This is a genomic window from Pseudomonas hefeiensis (assembly GCF_030687835.1).
Lineage (GTDB): Bacteria > Pseudomonadota > Gammaproteobacteria > Pseudomonadales > Pseudomonadaceae > Aquipseudomonas > Aquipseudomonas hefeiensis.
The window spans coordinates 2454935-2468993 of the sequence record NZ_CP117449.1; the positions used below are offsets into that span (position 1 = coordinate 2454935).

Annotated in this window: 11 protein-coding genes and 2 pseudogenes; 6 read left to right on the plus strand and 7 right to left on the minus strand. The window is 53.7% G+C overall.

The window, feature by feature from the left end; translation table 11 throughout:
* The first annotated feature begins 180 nt into the window (after positions 1–180).
* The 3 genes from mhpA (PSH57_RS10905) to PSH57_RS10915 are packed head-to-tail and all read left to right on the plus strand — an operon-like array spanning position 181 to position 3763.
* Positions 181–1845: a bifunctional 3-(3-hydroxy-phenyl)propionate/3-hydroxycinnamic acid hydroxylase MhpA gene (gene mhpA / locus PSH57_RS10905; RefSeq protein WP_305389458.1), complete on the plus strand. Its 1665-nt coding sequence runs from the start codon at positions 181–183 to the stop codon at positions 1843–1845.
* On the plus strand, positions 1845–2912 hold the full coding sequence (locus PSH57_RS10910) for a maleylacetate reductase (RefSeq protein WP_305389459.1): 1068 nt from the start codon (positions 1845–1847) through the stop codon (positions 2910–2912). The genes mhpA (PSH57_RS10905) and PSH57_RS10910 overlap by 1 nt, the downstream gene beginning before the upstream one ends.
* 2 nt (positions 2913–2914) lie before the next feature.
* Complete coding sequence (locus tag PSH57_RS10915; protein WP_305389460.1) at positions 2915–3763, plus strand: dioxygenase family protein; 849 nt, start codon at positions 2915–2917, stop codon at positions 3761–3763.
* Between the two features lie 608 nt (positions 3764–4371).
* Here PSH57_RS10915 and PSH57_RS10920 read toward each other — a convergent pair.
* Positions 4372–4998, minus strand: a complete 627-nt coding sequence (locus PSH57_RS10920) for a LysR family transcriptional regulator (protein ID WP_305444881.1) — start codon at positions 4996–4998, stop codon at positions 4372–4374.
* A gap of 95 nt (positions 4999–5093) precedes the next feature.
* Here PSH57_RS10920 and PSH57_RS10925 point away from each other — a divergent pair, with 95 nt between their 5' ends.
* On the plus strand, positions 5094–5702 hold the full coding sequence (locus tag PSH57_RS10925; RefSeq protein ID WP_305389463.1) for a short chain dehydrogenase: 609 nt from the start codon (positions 5094–5096) through the stop codon (positions 5700–5702).
* A 140-nt stretch (positions 5703–5842) separates the two neighbouring features.
* Here the strand turns inward: PSH57_RS10925 and PSH57_RS10930 are convergent.
* The 6 genes and pseudogenes from PSH57_RS10930 to PSH57_RS10965 all read right to left on the minus strand — a co-directional run.
* Positions 5843–6232, minus strand: a pseudogene (locus PSH57_RS10930) (P-loop nucleotide/nucleoside kinase family protein); the annotation flags it as partial.
* Complete coding sequence (locus PSH57_RS29455; RefSeq protein ID WP_305389465.1) at positions 6205–6621, minus strand: HNH endonuclease signature motif containing protein; 417 nt, start codon at positions 6619–6621, stop codon at positions 6205–6207. The gene PSH57_RS29455 and the pseudogene PSH57_RS10930, both read right to left, overlap by 28 nt.
* Positions 6564–7422: pseudogene (locus PSH57_RS29265) on the minus strand (reverse transcriptase domain-containing protein); the annotation flags it as partial. The gene PSH57_RS29455 and the pseudogene PSH57_RS29265, both read right to left, overlap by 58 nt.
* Before the next feature lie 187 nt (positions 7423–7609).
* Positions 7610–8689, minus strand: coding sequence for an alpha/beta hydrolase family protein (locus PSH57_RS10955; protein WP_305389469.1), 1080 nt, complete (start codon positions 8687–8689; stop codon positions 7610–7612).
* On the minus strand, positions 8686–10356 hold the full coding sequence (gene mhpA, locus PSH57_RS10960; protein WP_305389470.1) for a bifunctional 3-(3-hydroxy-phenyl)propionate/3-hydroxycinnamic acid hydroxylase MhpA: 1671 nt from the start codon (positions 10354–10356) through the stop codon (positions 8686–8688). The genes PSH57_RS10955 and mhpA (PSH57_RS10960) overlap by 4 nt, the downstream gene beginning before the upstream one ends.
* Before the next feature lie 559 nt (positions 10357–10915).
* The gene (locus tag PSH57_RS10965; RefSeq protein ID WP_305389471.1) at positions 10916–11812 is read right to left on the minus strand and encodes an alpha/beta hydrolase; all 897 of its coding nucleotides are present in this window, start codon (positions 11810–11812) and stop codon (positions 10916–10918) included.
* Between the two features lie 129 nt (positions 11813–11941).
* Here PSH57_RS10965 and PSH57_RS10970 point away from each other — a divergent pair, with 129 nt between their 5' ends.
* Together PSH57_RS10970 and PSH57_RS10975 are read left to right on the plus strand one after the other, a co-directional pair.
* A complete protein-coding gene (locus PSH57_RS10970) occupies positions 11942–12856 on the plus strand; it encodes a LysR family transcriptional regulator (protein ID WP_305389472.1) in 915 nt (304 codons plus the stop codon).
* 594 nt (positions 12857–13450) lie between these two features.
* The gene (locus PSH57_RS10975) at positions 13451–14035 is read left to right on the plus strand and encodes a hypothetical protein (RefSeq protein ID WP_305389473.1); all 585 of its coding nucleotides are present in this window, start codon (positions 13451–13453) and stop codon (positions 14033–14035) included.
* Positions 14036–14059 lie beyond the last annotated feature (24 nt).

The window sequence follows — 14059 nt, forward strand, 5'->3', positions numbered from 1 at the left end:
CGCCCAGAGATTTTTTTACTAATCATTTGATAGGTAAGGACTTATTGGTTAGGCATGGTGTTTGCTTTTGGCTAAGGGCTGCAGCACGAATGTCTTTACGGATTTCAGAAAAAGGGACAGGCCCCTGCAAACACCATAATTTTTGCCAGCAGCGCTGCTGATGGTTGGAGATCAATAATAATGACAATCGAGATCTGTGCCGCGACGCCAAATTCAATGACCGTTGCTCCCCTTCACTACCATTGCGATGTCGCGATTGTCGGCGCCGGCCCGGTGGGCTCGCTTCTCGCCATTCTCCTCGCTCGACAGGGACATCGGGTGCATCTCGTCGAGCGATGGCCTCAGCTTTATGACCGGCCACGCGCAGTAACCTTTGATCATGAGATCGCGCGAATCCTTGCCATTCTGGGAATTGACTCAGACAACGATCCAGCGATCGAATATCACGACGACCTGTATTACTGGCGAAACGCTGCTGGCGAAGACTTGCAGCTGGTGGATTGGAAAAGTACGTCCGCTTCTGGCTGGCGAGTCCGTTATTGGTTCCACCAGCCGGCTCTGGAAAGGCGACTGCTCGACATCGTTCACGCGATGCCGCAGATTCATTTGCTGCGAGGTTGGGAAGCGAACGAACTGACTCAGGACGACGCGGGCATCTGGTTGAGCGGTAAAACAAATGATGAGGTCGCGCCCACACATCTGCGAGCTCGCTACGTTGTTGGCGCCGATGGAGCTAACAGCTTTGTGCGCGACAAGCTCGGTCTTAGCAGCACGGATCGTGGCTTTTTCTATGACTGGCTAATTCTCGACATGATTCCGAAGACGCCGCGTATTCATGATCCGGTGCATTGGCAGTTGTGCGATCCACAGCGACCTACGACGATCGTGCCCGGCGGTCCTGGTCGCTTGCGTTGGGAGTTCATGGCCCTGCCAGGTGAAATAAGCACCGAATTGGCGGATCCGGCAAACGCTTGGCGCTTATTGGAACCTTGGGATGTAACGCCTGAAAACGCCACGCTCGAAAGAAGCGCTGTTTATCGGTTCCAGGCACGGCTGGCGAATAATTGGCGTAATGGACGTGGCGTTATTGCGGGGGATGCGGCTCATTTGATGCCTCCCTTTGCCGGCGAGGGTATGTGTGCCGGCTTAAGAGATGCTGTGGGGCTTAGTTGGAGGCTGGATGCAATTTTGCGCGGCATCATGCAAGACACTGTCCTGGATTCCTATACCTGCGAACGCAGGGAACACGCCAAGCATTACCTCGAGTTTTCGATGGCGCTGGGCCGAATCATCTGCATTACTGACGACCAGCAAGCGGCCATCCGAGATGAGCGGATGAAGCTCGAGCTTGAAGCCAGTGGCCGTACTCCTCTTATAACCGACAAGGTCGCACTGGGCCCTGGGGCATGGTGTGCGCACGCTCCGCACTGCGGAGAGCTGTCGGTACAAGGCGTCGTACTGAGCAATGGTCGAAAGGGCCGTTTTGACGAGATCGTGGGGCGCGGCTGGCTTCTGCTCTGTTGGGGCATGAATCCGGTGGATGCGCTCAACCCAGTTCACTTCCCAGTGCTTGAGGCGCTCCAGGCGCGACAGGTACACATTGGGGCGTCGGGTAGCAATAGTGAGGTCGTGGACGTTGATGGGGCCTATGCAGCCTGGTTCGAGTCATTGGGTGCGTGCTATCTGCTGATCCGCCCGGACTTTTATGTCGCTGCCTGTGCGGCCTCGCCAAATGCGCTACAAGAACAACTGGAACTTCTAGCTCAACGTTTAGGCCTCCATCCGTCGCCCAAGGGGGCGGTGTTGGACCTGTTGCGGCCAACTTCTGAACCGAGGACCGTTTAATGTACAACTTTACCTACCACTCTAATTCTGCCCGCGTGATATTCGGGATCGGCAAGTCTCATCTTTTGGCAGAAGAGATTCAGGCTTTAGGCTGTAGTCGCGCACTGCTGCTTTCAACTCCAGAGCAGCGAGCAGACGTTGAACGCCAGGAAACAGTGCTCGGCCCTCTGTGCGTAGGTATTTTTGCCAACGCTACCATGCATACACCAGTCGAGGTGACCGAGCAGGCGCTGGACTATTACCAGCGTATTGGTGCTGATTGCGTAGTGGCCTTGGGTGGAGGGTCGACGATCGGCCTCGGCAAGGCTATCGCCTACCGCAATGATGCGCCGCAGCTGGTCATTCCGACCACCTATGCGGGGTCGGAGGTCACCCCGATTTTGGGGCAAACCGCTGACGGGATCAAAACGACTGTTTCATCCAATAAAATCCTTCCGGAAGTGGTGATTTATGACGCTCAGCTTACCCTGGGTTTGCCGGTAGCGATGAGCGTTACCAGCGCGCTGAACGCGATGGCGCATGCAGTCGAAGGCTTGTACGCAAAGAACCGTAACCCGATCACATCGCTGATGGCGATAGACGGTATCCGAGCCCTTCATCGTGCTCTGCCACAGATCATTCTCCAGCCAGACAACCTTGAAGCGAGGCGTGAGGCGCAATACGGGGCTTGGTTGTGCGGAACTGTATTGGGCAGCGTAGGCATGGCGCTGCACCATAAGCTATGCCATACCCTCGGTGGTAGTTTCGGTCTGCCACACGCCCAGACGCATGCAGTGATGTTGCCTCACACCGCTGCTTATAACCAAGACGCTGCTGCAGAATGGCTGCGACCTCTCGGCGATGTGTTTGGAAGCGATCTGGGCGCAGGATTGTACGACTTCGCCAAGGATCTAAATGCTCCAATGGCTCTTCGAGACCTCGGTTTATCAGAGTCCGATCTGGATTGTGCTACGGAACTGGCACTTCGCAATCCCTACTGGAATCCAAGGCCGTTGGAGTCAGCGGCTATTCGTGATTTATTACAGCGCGCCTGGTCCGGTGATCGCCCTGTCAACGGGGGGCTTTGATCGTGGAGTATTTCAGCGAAGAGGCCTCGGCCCAAGTGGTAAATACCCGTATAGGCGATGGTACCGATGTGCGTTTTCGCACAATTATGACCTCGCTGGTTGAGCATCTGCACGCGTTCATCAAAGAGGTCGAAATAACCGATGCAGAGTGGGGGGAGGCTATCGACTTCCTGACTCGCACCGGTCAGATGTGCTCTGAGCATCGGCAAGAATTTATTCTGCTGAGCGATACCCTTGGAGTGTCAATGTTGGTGGATGCGATCAATCATCGACGTCCGTCTGGAGCGACTGAGAATACGGTGCTTGGGCCGTTTCACGTTTGCGATGCGCCCATACGCAGGATGGGCGAGACTATAACCCTGGAGGGAAAAGGGGAGAGCTGCCTGTTCCAGGGACGAGTTGTGGACCTTCATGGCAATCCAATTGCTCAGGCGACGATTGACGTCTGGTCGGACAATCCAGAGGGTTTCTATGACGTGCAACAGCCGGATCTGCAGCCTCGATGGAACAATCGGGGGCGCTTCATCACGGGTGATGATGGACGCTACTGCTTCATCGGTATCAAGCCAGTCTCATACCCTATTCCCGATGATGGGCCGGTGGGGCAAATGCTCGCGAGGCTGGGAAGGCATCCTTGGCGGCCAGCGCATATGCACTTTCTTGTGACTGCCCCAGGTTTGCGGCGTATCGTCACCCATACTTTCGTTGCTAATGATCCCTATCTGGAGTCCGACACTGTCTTCGGCGTGAAAAATACGTTGGTACAGCACTTCAGGCGCTGCGCTGAAGCTAATACCGAATGGCAGGCAGAGTTCGATTTCGTCATGGTCCCCGAAGAAATCCTGTCTTAGTCAGGGTGGATATAATGGTGTCCACTTAGGTGGACACCATAGCCTCAAGCGACAGTGTCAGGAAGGTGTGTAGCCCAGGCGGTTAACTTTAAAGTGCTTTGGACAAAGACGTTCGTTGGTGCTTGGCAGTATGCGTCTGGGTATCACGCCTTGCGCGATTGAATGGGCTGACTGATGCGGAAGCAACTAATCAATTTCACCCGCTAGCTAAGTCGGCAGGCATGTGACAATAACTGCATTTCACACCACCGTTCTCAGGCCATTCCCAGGCTGCGACAGCGTCAGATAACGGCCTCAAGATCAGGATATCCAAAATCGGTAGGCGTACGGCCTGGTAGATTTTGAGCTAACGCGAAGCGGGTAATTTTGCAATAATCTGAGCAAGCCAATCCCTGGATACACTGCCCGATGCTCTTCTATGCCATCCCATAACCACATTGAAATTTAGGGAAGACATGTCTATATCGATAACTTGGAAGCCTCCGGCGGCGGCAATCGCCGAGGGTACGAAGGCCACCGTGTCATTCACGTGCATAAACGCTTGCAGAGACGTATAGCAGGGCAAAGTGGCAATCACGGTGCGGCTGACCTCCTTGGCTCTAAGGAAATCATCCACTCGGTTCCCAAAGATTGCCTACGCCACTGGCGAAATCCACATGAGGATGGAAGGACACGTCGGCCAGCGCCTTTATCTGCCGAGGCAACGGCGAACCTTGCCGAGCGACGCAGCAGTAGTGGTCGCGTCTCAGTGTATTTCGTATCAATCCCGCATCGACGTAGTCAGAAAAACCGATCACTAGGTCAGCCTCTCCTTGCGCCAGCGTCTTGGCATGCTGATCGGGATTAAAGTCAATCACTTCAAGTTTCACCCCGGACGCGCTTTCGCGCATGAGCAATGAAAGCGACGGGATGATAGACAGTTGCGCATATTCATTTGCGATGACCCTGAATACGTACTTACTCGTTGCAGGATCGAATGGGAATGAATTGAAGATGCCATCGACCTCTTCAACTATTTTCTCGAATTTAGCCGCGAGGTCGTACGCATAGTCGGTCGGCTGTAGGCCTGCGCTCTGGCGCAGGAACAGCTCATTCGGGAACACTTCACGCATGCGCTTGAGGTAGTTGCTAACCGCTTGTTGTGATATGTCAAGTCGCTCAGCAACGCGAGAAACGTTTTTCTCGCGTACGAGATGCAGTAAAACCCGCATATGCCTGATATCGATTTTTTCCATAATTTTTGTTGTATCTCATACAAGGCGATCGTGATTCTAATTGTATCAGTATGCGCCTAGAGTACCGCCTCCTTAAGATTTAACGAGGCATTGCTATGAAAACCGTAATTTTGATTGGCGCCCAAGGGCACATGGGTCAAGCCGCTATGACCGGCCTCAAGAACCACAACGTCATCACCGCCAGCCGATCCGGCACAGGCTGCGACCACACGGTCGATATCACCAACAAGGCGTCGATCAAGGCTCTGTTCGAAAAGGTCGGGCCGTTCGATGCCGTCGTTAATACAGTTGGCTACTGCGAATACGCTAATTTCAGCGAAATGACCGATGAGCAGTGGGACACGACTATCCAAAGCAAGATGGTCGGCCAAATCAATCTGGTAAATGTGGGCCTGAGCTACATCAACGATGGCGGTTCGTTTACGCTGATTTCGGGCATTCTCAATGTCAAACCCATTCCTATGGCAATCGCTGACGCGACCACCAGCGGCGCCATCGATACCTTCGTACAGTGCGTAGCGCACGAGCTTCCACGCCAGATTCGCATCAATGTGGTGAACCCCACAGTCCTAGAAGAGGCGTGGGACGTATATGGGGAAATGATGCCAGGCTTCCAGCCTGTTCCTGGCGCGCTGGTAGGCAAAGCCTTCGAGCGTTCGGTTGATGGTTTCATCACCGGCAAGGTTATATTCGTCGACGCCTGAAAAAGGGTTCTTTCTCTACTGAAAGCAGCCTGTGACAGGTAGAGAGGACACCGACTTGAATATCAATCAGGTCGGATGAGCCCCCCAGCGCTATAAAGATTCGCTAATCACACCTTGCGACCTTGGGCTTTTAGCTGGCGCTACTCCTTGGATAAAAATCGTTCGGTGATCACCGCCACCGCCACCGCCGGAGACGTCAGGGCTGTGTCTATATTAAACGGATCGCTTTCCCACGCCTCATATTCGTGATCCAGTACAGATTGCCAAGTCGGTGGAGTCAGCCCAAGAATATCATTTTTTCTGGTTTCTATCCGGCGCTGGTGTTCATGTTTATCAGAGCAGATCACTTGGATGTTCACTAATGGAGCACCAGAGCGTGTGGCGAGATCACTCCACGTCCTTCGGCTTTCGATTACTGGGTTAACACAGTCAACTATGACGGTGCTGCCAAAACGAAGATTGCTCAGAGCAAGCTCATTGGCGACCATGTAACCGCTCCGCCCTACGTCTTTTGCAAGAGCACCGGAGTCACCGGCGATACCTCTTTAACATTGGCGTACTGCTGATCTCTGGGGCAACGCAGATGGTAGATCTCAAGATTGACTGCCGCGTCCGTTCCGCCATTAGCCAGCTTCACGATGTGGCGACTGTGCCACGGCGTATCTTTGGTAACGGGCTTATGACAGACCGAGCACAGGCCGTCTTGCTGCCGCCAGACTCGATACATCTTCGCTCGTCCCTGTGTCGATTTGAGCATTTTCTTGCCCCAGCGGAACTCGAAATACTCATCCCAATTAGGGTCATGCGGATTGGCTGCGGCTTTGATCTTGATATGCCGCACGATCGGCGTATCCGATTCTTTCAGTAAGGTGTATTCCCTTGCCTTACCGTCTGCGTATTTTTCAGCGACTGAGAACACCCACCGGCGCGATCCTCGGACTTTGGAATACCTATCCTCCACCGTGTTCCTTTGCACGGATGTCGTTTCACCGCCCAGCGCCAGAGCATTGTCCAGACTTCGCTGTCTACCTGATTGAAGACTTTCTTGGCGACCACCTGGCTATGGTAGTTCGCCCATCCCCGTAAAATCGGGTTGAGCAACCCGATCAAATTGACTTGTTTGATCGCCTTGTTGGTCTTGATCACTTCACGGAGCTTGGCGAGGTGAGCCCTGATGTTCGCTTTTGATGGCTTGATCAGGAGCTTGCCGTTGTACTTGCGCAAGTTCCATCCTTTGGGCTGTCCACTTTGCATTGGGAAATTTCTTCGCCAGCATCGCTTCCAAACCATCCAGCGTCATGTTGGCCAACACCGGGGATATGATGCCTCCTTGCGGTGTTCCGCGTGGCTGGGGAATAGTTCGTTTTGGTAGACGTAACCGGCCTTGAGCCATTTCTGCAAAATCGCCTTATCCATAGGGATGTTGGCGATCATCCAGTCATGGCTGATATTGTCGAAACTGCCTTGAATGTCGCCCTCTAACACCCACTCCGCGTTTGCTTTTCGTGCCAGCACACCAAAGCTGTGCGGCGGCATCCGCAGTTGAGCGTTCCGGTCTGAACCCATACGAGTTCGGATCGGCGGTGGTTTCCGCTATCGGTTCCAGAGCCAGCAAATGGAGCGCCCGCATAGCCCGGCATTTCATCGCGGGAATTCCGAGAGGTCTCGTCTTGCCGTTTTTCTTCGGAATGAGGACTCTCCGAAGCGGAAGCGGCGAGTACAGCACCGTCATCTGGGCGGCATCAGTCCTGAGGCCTTTGAAAGTGCCTCACTTTGAGGCTGGAAAATGTCTACGGGAGCGGGGGCAGTCCAGTCACCGGCGGCATGGCTTTTCCTGACACCCTCGCATAAGGCGATGGCGTTCACTTGATGTAAGTGCACGCCATGTTTTGGCTTTGTAGAGCGGGTTAGATGACTTTGCCGCCCGGATACAGTTTGTTTGCGAACCAGTCCGCCACGAATGCAGTTCGCTCCGTCGCGTGGTTATAAATCGTATGTTCGCCGTCCGGCCAGGTTTTCAGCGTTACGTTTTCCTTGTCGGTGGCGTCCATGAACGGTTGCTGATCTTCGAGTTGTACAAGGGGGTCGGCGCCCCCGTGCAGAACAAGGAGAGGGCAAGCAATCCTGTCGCGTCCTGAGTGAAAGCTCATACGATCGAAGTTCGCCTGTATAGCGTTTGGATCCTCGTTCCCAAGCATTGCTGCTGCCTGCTCCGTAAACATTCGGTAAGGCAGCAATTTTGGAGAAGCAAAAGCACCATTTACGCAACACGCTCGAATTCGATCATCGGCAGCTGCCGTTTTAGCGGCCCATAACCCACCAATGCTATTGCCCCAAATGCCCACGGCACCTAATGAGTGATCGTCTGCAATATGGGTGATGAAGCTTTGGTAAGCGGCTGTGATGTCACCGTTGACGTATATGCCTTTATTCAATCGCGTTTCTCCTTGGCCAGGACCTTCAGCCAAGAGTGTCGCGAGCCCTCGACGAGCAAGGGCTTGAGCGATAGGAAAGTATGCCATCCCCCAGCCGCTCTGGCCCCCAAATACCAAGACGGTGCCACGCACCTGGTCCGGTGGACGTATCAGCCAACCGACTGCATGGGCGTTTTCGAAAGGCACCTCAATCCGCATCATTTGAGCTGCAGAATAATCAGCGAGCCGGTGAGTCTCTTCTGCAAGCCGGCCATAAAGGAAACGCTTGCGTGAGTCGTCAAAATTCAACGCCATTTGAGCAAAGACCAAGCTGGCGATCCCTGCTGCCTGGGCTTCTCTCGCCGTCGTAAGGTGTCCTCTAGTCATCGCGCGGCCAGCGCGCTCAAATTGTCTGTTAGCAAGCAATTCAGCTTTTTTGTCCCATTCGCATCCGGCGCTCGTTTCCTTGAACAGTTCCTGCGCATCGGCATAATCCATGCCGCAGTCCAGCAAACGAGTGATCGGCATCGCCCGCTGAAGAGCAAGGATTGCCGAGGATTCTGTTGTGGTCATTGCGCTGATCCTCCGCTCAAAGACGCTTGTGACTTTGCAGCGTTCATGGAAGTAGCAGGTTCTTGCCAGTGCAATTGTTCCCGTAGGTTCTGGATAAGATCGGGTAGTCGCTCCATGGATTCGACTGAACCGAATACCAGAAAATCCGGACGACTTATGTACGCTTGCATGCCATGTGTAGACATATAGGTGCTTAGCTTGTCATCCAGCTCGGAAACAGCCCCCGACACATTTGGATCTTCCGTGAGGATGATCTGTCGGCAACCAAGCTGGTTCAGGAAGTCCATCAGTTCATCATTCAGGACATCCGTGGGGTCCTGGAGAGCCATCAGATGGAAGCCCTGGCCAACAACATCATCAAGGTGTTTCTCTGCATTCCCTCGCCGAACACGCCCTTGTGGTGCAGGAGCACCCGTTGACGGAAGCAGTGTGCCGTCTGACTCACGGTATAAAACGCCATCTTCAAGCTTGGGAAACGGTGGCATCGGCGGGACCTTGCCAGTTAGAAAGGCATGGTCACGCTGCGCCACTTTCTCTGGATCGTCCTCATTGGCCAGTTGGCCAAGAAAGAGTGCCATTTCCATGATTTTCATGACATGCGGCCTACGCTCCTGCTCATACGAGTCTAGGAGGGCGGGGGTACAACGGCCGCTGAGAACCAGATCGAGCTTCCATGCCAGATTGATACCGTCGCGCATACCAGAGCATGCGCCTTGCCCCATGTATGGCATCATCGTATGGGCTGCATCACCGGCCAACAGAACGCGGTCGACGCGCCATTGGTTCGCGATTCGCGTTTCGAAGGTGTAGACAACATGACGCAGCAGGTGCAGATCATCTGGACCGAGACCATGCTGTTCCTCGAGCCATTGCCAACCCGTGGCTTCCTTTTCCCAATGCGCTGTGTCTTCACCTGGTAGAATACGCAGCTCGAAGCGGGTTCGTTTGCTGCCTATCGGCATGTACATGTGCGCGCGGGCAGGGTCGCAAAAAATTGTGGAGTGTGAAAACCTACCACCCAGATCATGTTTATTTTCAGAATCTAAATTGAGCCAACGCTCATTGTGACCAAAATCAGTACGCTCAATCGCCAACGCCCGTCGTACATGGCTATTGGCACCATCGGCCCCAATCAAATACTTGACGGAGAACTTACGAGAAATGCCGGTCCACTCGCAGTCCTGGTCACGACTTACGCTGCGAGCAGAAACAGTGACCTCGTCTTTAGTTTGCTTTAGCGCCTGGGCTTCCCACCCGCGAAGAATTTTGACACCCGGGAAGGTCATAGCCTGCTGGTTAATGGCTTCTTCAATATCAGGTTGATAAATCGAGATATGGGCAGGAAATCCACAAGCCTCTCCTGTCCAATCCAACTCGGTCAGAAGGTCGCCATGAGCATCTCGATAGTGGTAATCCCGTACCGCGCAAGCATCGCGAAGTGCATCCTCAATATTGCCGCTGGCCTGGATGATACGAGCAGTCTCGCCATCGATATGGCTCAACCTCGGAAGGCCATAGGGGGTCGGCCACCGTTCGATGACCAAGACCTTGTAGCCTGCTCGACCGAGCATCGAAGCGGCGACAAGTCCTGTGGGACCATAGCCGATAATGGCTATATCAAAAAATTCAGTCTGCTCAATAGGGGCTTGATCTTGGTTGGGTAACATTTAATGTCTCCTTCTTATAGTAATAAAACCGACACCACTCTTGGTACTCAGTGCTTGCTAAGTTCGTGACGTTAAAGAGTCCTCGTTGCGTTTTTGGTGTCTATCGAATCCGCTCTATAGCGGATTTTTTATGGCGCAGAAGTGGATGGGGGACTTCAGCAAGAGTTAGAGCAGATTATTTCAGTTACCCGATCGAAATATGTTTGAGTCATACCCAACTCGCGCAGCGACATCTATGCTCGATTGTCGCGGGCCAGTTCATAGACACCCTCCACGGCGTTGCCAGTATTAAAAGCACAAGCAATACGCTGCATTGCCTCTGGTACAAAGCGAGAGTTATAGGCAAAACATGCCGACACTGCCCGGCACCGTTTCACAAAACCAAGCGCCATGGAGCGCGCGATTGTGAGCGTTGATGTCGCGAGCATCGGCACGTAAGCCGGTCTGTTTATTCAAGGCTTTTTGTTTCAGACAGCGAACCGTCGGGTCGTCCGCAATATGTAAGCCCAAGACAAACAGTCACGGTAAGCGGCTCTGAGCATCTTGCGACCTTTTCCGGTCATGCCAGGCCCAGTCGTGAGCAAAGCCAGCCTGCCGTGCGTTTCACAATCGCCTCATAGCCGTCAACCAGGATCCCATAGTGCTGGCCGGGATACTCAATCAGTTCCTTGTCGCGAGAGGCGACACGTTCGAACATTTCACGGGCATCGGAAGCCGGCGCGACGGTATCGTCCGAAGCCAGTACTAGCAACAGTGGAGCGTTCAGCCGCTCCGCATAGGCTGGCGCCTCGATCTCGAAGAGATGGTCGAGAGATCCGATCGCCAGTTCGTTACGAAAGCTTGGAATGTGATTGTAATGACGACCGACGAAATCGATCCCGGCCTGGTCGGTGAACATGACCGGCGGCCCTCCCGGTGTACGCTCTCCCGAGGTGATCAGCATTTTAGGTGGCATCCCCTGTAGCTGTGCGGCACGGTCGGCATAAATCGCGTCATCAACATGGCGCAACTGTTCTGGTGGAAATAGCTTGCGCGCCGACCAGCCACTGACCGGAGGCACGATGGAGCAGATCGCACTGATGCGCCGATCCGTGCTGGCCGCGAACAATGAAACCAAACCCCCCAGGCTAACGCCCCATAGTGCGATGCGAGATTCGTCGATGTCTGTGCGAAGCGATAGATGAGTAATGACATGGCGAAGGTCGCGGCCGAACTGCCATGGGTCCACCAACTGACGTGTTTCTCCATCACTAAGACCAAAGCCACGGTGATCGTAAAATAGGACACCCAACCCCATTGCTGTAAATATTGGGGCTAGCGCCCGGGTTCCTTCAGCCACGCTGCCAATTCCTGAATGGGCGATCACTACGGGGTGAGGGCCTTCTACATCGTCAGGTAAGTAAAGGCGACCCCGTAGAATTGCACCAGGTACAGAAAATTCCACGTCTTCAAACATCTTTGCTCTCCGTTGTTAGTTAGGTTTGTGGCTCAATCTATCTGCCCCCTAGCCATACAACAATTAGCATGTGATTATATCGTACATTCATGAGACAAATGTACTGTCCAATAGCATGAAGGCCGTCATATGAAGCTTGATCTCAATCTGCTTGTAACGCTTAACGCCTTATTACAGGAAATCAGCGTAACCCGGGCCGCACAGCGCATTGGACTTTCCCAGCCGGCATGCAGTGCTGCTCTGCGAAGACTGCGAGAGCATTTTGACGACCCGCTCCTGATACGTGCGGTTGGGCACAGAATGCAACTCACGCCGTTGGCTTATGGCCTTCGAGAACGCGTTTCTGTGCTTATAGCGGATATTAATAAACTGACCACAGCGTCAAACGTCTTCCAGCCTGCGCTCCTTGAACGCGAGTTCACCGTTATGCTGGGTGATGCCGAATCTGCATTGTTAGCGCCACGCTTATTGCAGTTAATCAGGGCTCGCGCGCCCGGTGTTATTCTTCGACTGAAGCCACCGCATCCGAGTGTTCACTGGTCCCTGACTGACGAAATGCGCAACGTGGATGCGGCAATACTGCCGTCTCACATCGTTTCCAATACCTTGCCCAGCCTGGGGTTATACGAGGACGAATGGTCCCTGGTGTCCGACAGTATCGAAGGTGTAGATCATCCGGACGATGTGGACGAATTGCTTCGTCGCCCTTGGGTCCTATGCTTCGACTATCCTCCAATGTACTGGTCGCCGGCTCGGATGCTAGAGCAAGAGGGGCGCCCGCTGTTGGTCACCGCACGCACGGACGGCTTTGCCGATCTGATGCGCCTGATAGCCGGTACCAATGTGGTTGGCCTTGCTCCTCGCAGCTTTGCAGCCGCACACAGCAGCCTCATGGGAATGCGATGCCAGACACCGCCGTCCCAGCTATCGCATCAACTTCCGATGGCAATGACATGGCACCCAATCCACAACAACGATATTGCACATAGGTGGTTCCGCTCCCTGATTGTTGAGGCCGCGCGGCACACATCGGCAGAAGAGTGAGCATCTCCCTGCATATCCCGGTTTCTTTGCAAAACTCTTATGCCCGGTCAGGACGCCCAAGCCCGGTCATAACGCTACCGTCAGCATTCCCGTGGGTTAGGCCAGCAGCAATCGCATCCTCGGAGGTCAGTCCCATTGCTTCTAGCCTGGCACCGCGCAGCAGTGTCGGCTCTCCCGCGCGTCACTGTCGCGCTTAAGGTCGTCGATGAGGCAGACGGTTTGGGCTAATGGTGCGCGGCTGCATGCTTTTTAGCGTTGAGCGACCTTGAGCTTGTCAATTGATTACTGAGTATAACTTTTCGATAATCGAACACTTTTAAGTTTGGAAGATATACAGATTTGCATGCTTAATAAGTGATAGTTATTTTTTTGTTTTTTATATGATTGATTTTAAAAGGTATTTTTGTTTTTTGTGACGCCTGCTTGTCGGGGATGGCGCTCCACGTCTGGCGTTGATCAAAATAGTTAGTTGTGATAACAATTTGTTGCGCTCGCTGAGCGTCACAAAAATAACAAAATGAGGTCCTCTCTCATGCCCTATGCCATCTCACTTCCGTTTTTTACGGAGCAAACCTCCGCCAGATTGGAGGCGCGATGATCAACAGAAGAACATTTCTCGGAGCGAGCTTAGGTGCCGGTGCTGTCTCGGTGATGGCGAATGCGGCTGCGTTGCCATTCCATTCATACCAATGGAGCGCAAAATTTCATTCGCTGCTGGTTGATCAGCGGTCCGTCGAAGGTTTGCTCTTCGCCAGAGCGGCGAGAAGCCGTGGCTTGCTGGTGACGCCAGTGGAGGACGATGTGACCGCGTTCTGGGTCGAGCATCTTCACCAACGTTGGCACCTCACCCAAGGCGTTATTGCAGGCCTGACCAGCTATAGCGTTTTGATCTGCCTCGGGCAACTGGCCCGCGACCACGGCATGCGGCTGGTTTATCAAGGCGAACACCACCCTTTGGGCGCACAAGGCATCAGGCACACGCTGGAAGGCGCACCCACAATTCTCGCCACAGTGGCCGACGTCAGGTTTTCAGACGCCTGGCCGCATGACGTCCTCGATTTACTATCCACAAATGTTAAGAGTTCCCCTCATGTGAGTCATGAGAAACGCTCTTTTGAAGGCCCGGGACGGATGTCTGTTTCGATGTATTCCTGGTTAATCGTACCTCGCACGGTTTGACGATTGGCTCCTCAAATCATCTGG